7 protein-coding genes are annotated in these 7262 nt (G+C 59.6%); 1 reads left to right on the top strand and 6 read right to left on the bottom strand.

Annotation, left to right across the window (positions count from 1 at the left end; genetic code table 11):
* Positions 1–42 precede the first annotated feature (42 nt).
* The 6 genes from ACNPM8_RS07055 to ACNPM8_RS07030 form a co-directional block, all read right to left on the bottom strand.
* Positions 43–1263 (bottom strand): mechanosensitive ion channel, encoded by a 1221-nt coding sequence (locus ACNPM8_RS07055; protein WP_448939530.1) that lies wholly within the window; start codon positions 1261–1263, stop codon positions 43–45.
* 294 nt (positions 1264–1557) lie between these two features.
* Positions 1558–1989: an OsmC family protein gene (locus ACNPM8_RS07050; RefSeq protein ID WP_105657548.1), complete on the bottom strand. Its 432-nt coding sequence runs from the start codon at positions 1987–1989 to the stop codon at positions 1558–1560.
* Positions 1990–2020: 31 nt separating this feature from the next.
* A complete protein-coding gene (locus tag ACNPM8_RS07045) occupies positions 2021–2455 on the bottom strand; it encodes a GNAT family N-acetyltransferase (protein WP_402470677.1) in 435 nt (144 codons plus the stop codon).
* A gap of 121 nt (positions 2456–2576) precedes the next feature.
* The gene (locus ACNPM8_RS07040; protein WP_448939529.1) at positions 2577–3371 is read right to left on the bottom strand and encodes an alpha/beta fold hydrolase; all 795 of its coding nucleotides are present in this window, start codon (positions 3369–3371) and stop codon (positions 2577–2579) included.
* The gene (locus ACNPM8_RS07035; protein ID WP_448939528.1) at positions 3362–4081 is read right to left on the bottom strand and encodes a lysoplasmalogenase; all 720 of its coding nucleotides are present in this window, start codon (positions 4079–4081) and stop codon (positions 3362–3364) included. The genes ACNPM8_RS07040 and ACNPM8_RS07035 overlap by 10 nt, the downstream gene beginning before the upstream one ends.
* Positions 4082–4141: 60 nt before the next feature.
* On the bottom strand, positions 4142–4828 hold the full coding sequence (locus tag ACNPM8_RS07030; protein WP_448939527.1) for a VOC family protein: 687 nt from the start codon (positions 4826–4828) through the stop codon (positions 4142–4144).
* Positions 4829–5103: 275 nt separating this feature from the next.
* On the opposite strand from ACNPM8_RS07030, the gene ACNPM8_RS07025 reads away from it, so the two are divergent.
* Positions 5104–7215 (top strand): oxidoreductase, encoded by a 2112-nt coding sequence (locus tag ACNPM8_RS07025; RefSeq protein ID WP_448939526.1) that lies wholly within the window; start codon positions 5104–5106, stop codon positions 7213–7215.
* Positions 7216–7262: the final 47 nt, after the last annotated feature.

Here is a 7262-nt window from a genome sequence, read left to right as displayed (position 1 = left end):
CCCCCCACTTCTTATCTGTCCCTCAGGTTTTGTGATGCGTGGTTAGATGCCTGGGTTCGATGCCGGTGGCGTCGAGTCCGGGCCATTGGTGGCCTGTTGGGCCTCCATCTTTTTCAGCGTGCGGGCCGCAGCATCACGACCGCCGAGGCCAAAGGCCAGAGCCGCTGCCAATGCTGCGCCAATGACGATTGCGCCGAAGGCCATGTTGATGATCGAATCGGCGATACCCATGTACTTCAGGCCCATCGCCACGAACAGCGCAATTGCCGTGTAGCGGATGATCTTCGAAGCAGTAGTGTCACCCAAGAAGCGGCCAATCACATTGGCGATGACGAAACCTGCGGCGATAATTGCTGCGCCGAAGAGGATCTTGCCGCCCAAGGCCAGGATCTCATTGAGGATATGGGTGATCGCTGGGAAGTTCAGCATCTGGGCCGCCATCACACCGAAGAACAGCACGATAGCAATCTTGACGATGCCAGCGATGATTCCCGAAGCGCTCTTGCCCTCGGGAACTACGCCCCACTGGGCAACAACAGTGTCGGTACCCACGCCGTGGAGGGTGGATTCAAGTAGCTGCCCGACGAACTTGGCAATCAGGATACCCACGGCCAAGAGCGCCAAGGCCATGATGACCTGCGGGATTGCGGTGAAGACCAGCTGCAGCATCTGCTGGGCAGGTACCGAAATTGCCGCGATGCCCAGAACCTGCAGGGCTGATATTGCGACGACTAGCAGGATCAAGGCGAAGACGATGTTGGCAATGATGTCAACGATCTTCGCTTGGGATTCGCGAGACTGAACTTCATCTACTGGTTCGTTGCCTGGGGTGACCTTGCGGACCAGTCCGCTAAAATCGACAGTTCCCAAACCGGTCCTCAGCAGCTGGCGAACGATATTCGCGATGACGTAGCCAATGAAGAAGATGAAGCCCGCACCGATGAGGTTGGGGATGAAGGCCATGACGCCGCCGAGCATGCCCTGCACCGGCGATAGCACTTCGGATAGAGCGAAGACCTGCAGGATTGCCACGAGGCCGAAGAGCCAGACAATCAACCCCGCGACCTTGCCTAGGGATTGGCCTATTTGTTCTCCGTCATTGCCCTGCTTTTGCAGGAACTTCACCCTGTTCACCAGTTTGGCGGCAGCCCATCGAATTATGCGTGCAACTAGCCACGTAATGATGAGGATGATTAGCGCGATGCCAACCTTTTGTAGCATCGACGCCCAGTCGATATTGCCTAAAACGTTCTCAGACTGCATTGCTGCTCCTTCAACGTAGGGACAGTCCGACCCTACGATGAAGGTTCTCCGCTGACTAGGGCAAAGACCCATGCTCCCAGCTTGAATCATTGGGCTTTCACAGCTCGAATTGCGAAAAGCTGACTATATCCCGATGTGTTCAACGAATTCCGAACAATAAGACCTTGCCGACAACTGATCCACGCAATGTTAGAAAGTTCGCGGTTGCGTCCAAACCCGTGAATTGCCATGGAAGCTATTGCGGATTCAGCCATTGACCTTTATTCATCCGGGAATTGCCGGAAGTCCCGCTACCTAGTTGATGACTTCGCTCCGCACGGAAGCGCCCAGTTCAACGGTGCGGGAGACGGTGCAGTATTTGTCATGCGAAAGCTTGACGATGCGCTCCACCATGCTGGCTGCCTTGCGGCCTTCCTCGGTATCGGGGAACTTCAAATCGAAACCAAGATGGATGTCCTCCATCCGGCTCGCCGAGTTCTCAGAGACCTTGTAGCCGCCCGCTTTGACTTCGAATTTCTCAGGCTCGCTTCTCCTGGTGGTCGCCACATCAACATCAATTGCGGAACATCCTGCGATGGCAGCAAGCAGCAACTCCACCGGGGTTAGCAATCCTTCGCCCTGGCCGAATTCTAGGCTGGCTCCCGATTCGAGGCTAGTGGCCCTGTACTTGCGTGCCTCGACGCGTTCGATGCTGACTTCACGGATCTCACGGCTATTTTCACTCATGAAACTATCGTGCCACGATCCAGGCTGAAGACTACACGTGGCGCAATACGACTCGTTGCGGCGACGATGCAGATTCCCCGGGCACAGGCACGAATCCGCAGTCGCCAAAGAACGCAATGGCAGGCTGGCGCTGGCAATCGAGATGAACTCTGATCCCGGGAATGCTGGCGATGATTTCATCCAGCAGGATGCGGCCCACACCCTTCTGGCGATCAGTGTGCCTCACCCAGAGCAGTTCGATGCGTGTACTGCTCCATGCCGCAAAGCCAACAATGCGTCGACCATGCTGGGCAATCCTGACTGAGACCGATTGGCTATAGACAGCTTCCAGGGCGACGGCCACCGCATCAATATCAGCAGCCGAGAGGAAGTCTCCCCGGCGTTCCACCGAACTGCGCCAAATGTCGAGCAGGTCAGGCACTTCATCCACGCTCGACAGCTCGCGCAGCAGGAGAGTCTCTTCCATGCCATATTCCTTCATGCTCAAGCGAATCCGTACTTGCTGATTCGAAATGTAGCCGGGTGCCAGCGATTCCTCAAGTTTTCATGGATCGTTGCGGCACACCAGCATGCGGTTTTTCCCCGGCTCAAGCCGGCTCGTTCATGCGGCCCGTGCGGTGGGCCCAGTCCCGCAATTCGGCCGCGGCCTGCTCGGGCTGCTCAAGGTGCACGTTATGCCCTGCAGAATCAAGCACGCGGATCCTCATCGAGGGGTACCGGCGCGATAGCTGCTCGGGATCCCGGTATCCGGTGATGTGGTCTTGTTTCCCGCACAGGATGGTTACCGGAATATCCAGCTGGCGTTTACGCTCCACGGGCAGAGGATCCAGGAAGTAGCGCTTGGATAGCTTGGCCATAGAGCGCAAGTTCGCGCAGTCCAGCCCGGGCAGCACCCACTGCGCGAAGCTCTGCCACGCCTGCTGCGATTGCACCACGGCAATATCGGAGAATTGCTGTGCTTGGCGGGGATCTATCCGGGCCAACAGCCCGGGATCCTCTACGACTACCTGCGCTTCGGGCACAGTGCGCCGCGAGGCATCGGGAAAGACCACTGGGGCCAGGAGGAATAGTCCTTGGGCCTGGCCGGGAAACCTGTCGGCCATCTCCTGGCAGAGCAAGGCGCCAAGAGAGTTGCCCAGCAGTGCGAACGGCCCCTCTCCCGCGGTTTGCCTGATCAGTTCCTCCAACCAGTTTGCAAGTTCTGGCAGTCCCCCGGGGTTCCCTAGCGGTGGACAGGTTCCGAAGCCGGGCAAGTCGATGTAGTGCAAGTCGAAGATCTGCGCGTTGGCCAGCTCTGCTTCCAGCGGCTTGAGGATACGGTGGTCTACCCCGTTGCCATGCACCATGAACAACGGGATCCTGCTCTTTGGGGCTACTCGCATTTCACCGTGCTCTTCTCCTGTGCCTCGCGCTGGCTCGCAGCGTAGCTGATCATCCATTGGCCAGCTACGTAGGTGAGCATAATCCAGAATCCCATTCCGGGGACATCGATATCCGCAAATGAGCTCAGCGCGATCAAGGAATCGGAGAGGAAGAATATTGCGCCGCCGAAGCCTGCGATCGGACCCAGCCCGGTACTGAGGATGGCCATCATCATCAATGCCAAGCCATAGATGATCACCGGGGCGAGCAGCACTCCCGCACCGGGTGAGCAGAGGACCAGCAGCAGGGCAAATGCGGCAAGATAAGGAAGCGGCATCCACCAATGGCGCAGTATCGAAGATTTCCAGTATCTTGCCAGAGCGGCGATGTAGAAGAACTGCGCAACCAGGAATGCGCTAACCATGGCCAGGAATGCAAAATCGCCGTCCATGAACCGGGGCAAGGTGTCACCGACCCAGGAGAAGAAAAGGGCTATGAGCACCAGCCGGATCAGTGTGCCACGCGGCGAGGTGGTGAGGGCGAGAACCGTTCCTGCCAACAGCGGCATCAGCAGGATCTGCGTGGCGTCCGCCAGCAGCCCCGAAGGCCAGAACAGTTGTGCCAGCAAATGGGTGGCAGTTGCGAGCAGGAGCGCCAGAGCCGCGATCCCGCGGCGTGACTGCCCCGGGATCACCGCAACGGTGTGCTCATTGCCTAGGTGTGGTTGCACTTTCTTCCTTGGGTAGTGCCGATAATTGCGTTTAGCGGCCTCGGGGCGTTGCCGGATCCGTCACCGGTTGGAAGCCGACGGGGCCAGGACGCAGAATTCATTGCCCGAGCGGTCCTGGAATACCCGCCATGGCAGCGTACCCCACGGACGGTCCAGTTCCTTGCCGCCCAATGCGCAGATGATTCCCAACGCGTCCTCCATGCTCTCGGCCTGTTCGAGACGCAGGTCCAGATGGATCGCATTCTTCCCCGCAGTCTTGGGTGAAGCTTCCCGGACAAGGACCAGCCGCGGGCCCGCGCCTGATGGATGAGCCAGAACCACTGGAGACCGCGCAACGATGTCCCATCCCAGCAGCTGCTTCCAGAATTCTGCATCTCCGGCCGGGTCAACGCAGGCCAGTTGCAGGGCTTCAAGCTCCAAGCCGCTTGCGTCCTGGTCGTGGGCACGGAGCAGAAATTCGTTGCCTGCGGCATCGAGCCTGGACTCCATGGCATGCCGGTGCCGATCGCCAAGGCGTTCGCTGAAATGGGTGCCGGATCCGAGGATCAGGTGCACGCGCTGTTGAGCACGGTCCGGGTTCCGGACAGCGGGGAAGCACAAATCCAGGTATCCCGGTCCGGCCAGCTGCAGCCGGGTTTCATAGCCGTCGGCGTTATCGGTCAGCATCTGGCACTTGAGCAGGACCTCCCAGAATTCCCCTTGCTGTTTCGGGCTTTCGGCATCGAAGACGATATTTTCCCAGTACATGCTTCCAGCCTACCGCTGGGGTGATTCCGGTCACTTCGCGCATTCGTTGAACCGGCCAATAATATCCACATATGGAAATTGATTATCGTTGACTTAGGCAATGGAAACAAGAATTCTTTTCGCAGGATTTCCACAAGAATTAGTTGCAATGCTGATTTCTAACACCATGATTACATGCTTGAATTTGAGCAAGTTGTTTATCTTAGTGCCATTAATTCCGATTCCAAGATTCTCCTGGCGGAAATTGGAGCATTTTCCGCCGGTATTATGTTGCCATGAGCAACACGGATTTTCCCCACCTGATGTCAGAAGGCCGGATCGGGCCTATGAGCACCGCCAACCGCATTGTCCTTCCCGCTATGGACATGAACGTTTCCGAAGGCGGTGAAATCGAGCAGTCGGAAATCGACCACTATGTCGCGCGTGCCGCCGGCGGAGCCGGACTTGTCATCACCGGCGCATGCGCTATCGCCTTCCCTTACGGAGCGGCCTCGATGAAAGAACCGGGACTGTCAGAGGACAAATACGTCCCGGGCATCAAGGCACTGGCCGACGCCATCCACGCTGCAGGCTCCAAGCTGTGCATCCAGTCCACCCACCATGGCAAGGTAGCGCGCGTAGACACCGCCAACGGACGTCCAGTCATGGCGCCGAACAAGCCGGACTACAGCTACTCCATGAGCGCGCTGGCCGACTGCACCCCCGAGGAACTCGCGAAGATGGGTGCTGCCACCAAGGGCAAGCAAGCCAGCTACCACGAGATGGCCCAAGAGGACATCGACTGGCTGATCGCCGCATGGGCCGACGCGGCAGAACGCGTAGCCAAGGGCGGAGCAGACGCCATCGAGATCCATGCGGCGCACGGATACATCCTTGGCGTCTTCTTGAACCAGCGCGATAATCTGCGCACCGACCAGTACGGCGGCTCGCTGGAGAACCGTGCCCGCCTGGCCTGCCAGGTCATCGCCGCCGTCAAGGAACGTGTGGGAGATTCCTTGGCGATCCTGGTGCGCGTAGCCGGAGAGGAATACGGCCAGGAAGGCGCGTTGAGCCTTGCCGAATCCATCGAGGCGTCCAAGATGTTCGAAGCCGCAGGCGCTGACGGCATCCACGTGACCGGTTGGGGACGCAACCCCTTCGACAACTTCACCGACGGGCCGCTGCCGAACAAGGTCGGGGCCTACCTGGAGAATGCCACAGAGATCAAGAAGCATGTTTCCATTCCGGTGATCGCCGTGGGCCGCATGCTCCCGGACATTTCCGAGAAGGCGATCGCCCAGAACAAGGTGGACTTCGCTGCCATGGGACGCCAGCTGCTGGCCGACCCGGAGCTTCCCAACAAGCTGCGCGACGGAAAGCTTGACCAGGTGCGCCCATGCATCAATTGCTACCTGTGCGTGGCGGAGAACTTCTTCGATGACACCCCGTTCTGCGCAGTGAACCCGGCACTGGGTAACGAGAAGCTGCTGCCGTTGAAGCCGGCAAGCGCCTCGAAGCATGTGGTTGTCGTTGGCGCGGGCCCTGCGGGCATGGAGAGCGCACGCGTGCTCACCGAGCGCGGGCACCGGGTGACCATCGTCGACAAGGCCGACCGCTTGGGCGGAACCATGTGGTTCTCCACCATGACCACCCCGGATAACGAGCGCCTGCTGCGCTGGTTGAAATCCGAGCTCAAGCGCCTGCGGGTTGCGGTGAAGCTCAATACCCCAGCCACCGCGGAAACCATCCGCGGGCTGAACCCCGACCACGTCATTGTCGCTACCGGCGCCGTGCGCCCGAAGCCGGACATGCCAGGCGGCGACCTGCCCAACGTGCAGACCGGCGACACCCTGCGCGCCATGATGCTGGGTACCGCTACAGCCGAGGAAGCCGGACTGGTGCTGAGCACCATGGGCAAGCTCGGACGGCTCTCGGGCTTGACCAAGTCCCCGCAATTCGTCCGCCAGTTCACCAAGTTCTGGCTGCCGATGGGCAAGGACGTTGTAGTCATCGGCGGCTCGCTGGTGGGACTGGAACTGGCCGAGTTCCTGGCCGAGCGCGGCCGCAACGTCACTCTGGTCCATGAGAGCCAGCAGCTGGGCTTGCCGCTGGCCATGCCGCGCCGCTGGACCGCCGTCAAGGAGAATCTCGCGCATGGCGTCAAGATCCACCGCAATGTCTCGGTCACCCGCATCACCGAGAAGACCGTGGAATGGACCGAAGGCGAAGAGCAGTTCAGCGCCCCGGCCGACATGGTCATCTACGCCGATGGCACCACCAGTGCCGCGCCGGTAGCCGATCAGTTGCGCGGTGCCGGATTCAGCGTCGATGTCATCGGCGATGCCAGTGCGGTCAACTACATCCACGGTGCCGTGCATTCGGCGTGGAAGGCCACCGCCGACCTGTAGTCCGATGCAACTTGCACGCCCATAGGCAGCGGGCCAGCAGCATCAGG

The organism is Glutamicibacter sp. AGC46 (genome assembly GCF_053543715.1).
Note: the sequence above shows the minus strand (reverse complement) of the source record. Positions and strands in the feature narration are given on the sequence as shown.

Bases quoted from the DNA above. Each gene is read 5' to 3' on its own strand.
- ACNPM8_RS07055 (WP_448939530.1), bottom strand. From the start codon at position 1,263: ATGCAGTCTGAGAACGTTTTAGGCAATATCGACTGGGCGTCGATGCTA.
- ACNPM8_RS07050 (WP_105657548.1), bottom strand. From the start codon at position 1,989: ATGAGTGAAAATAGCCGTGAGATCCGTGAAGTCAGCATCGAACGCGTC.
- ACNPM8_RS07045 (WP_402470677.1), bottom strand. From the start codon at position 2,455: ATGGAAGAGACTCTCCTGCTGCGCGAGCTGTCGAGCGTGGATGAAGTG.
- ACNPM8_RS07040 (WP_448939529.1), bottom strand. From the start codon at position 3,371: ATGCGAGTAGCCCCAAAGAGCAGGATCCCGTTGTTCATGGTGCATGGC.
- ACNPM8_RS07030 (WP_448939527.1), bottom strand. From the start codon at position 4,828: ATGTACTGGGAAAATATCGTCTTCGATGCCGAAAGCCCGAAACAGCAA.
- ACNPM8_RS07025 (WP_448939526.1), top strand. From the start codon at position 5,104: ATGAGCAACACGGATTTTCCCCACCTGATGTCAGAAGGCCGGATCGGG.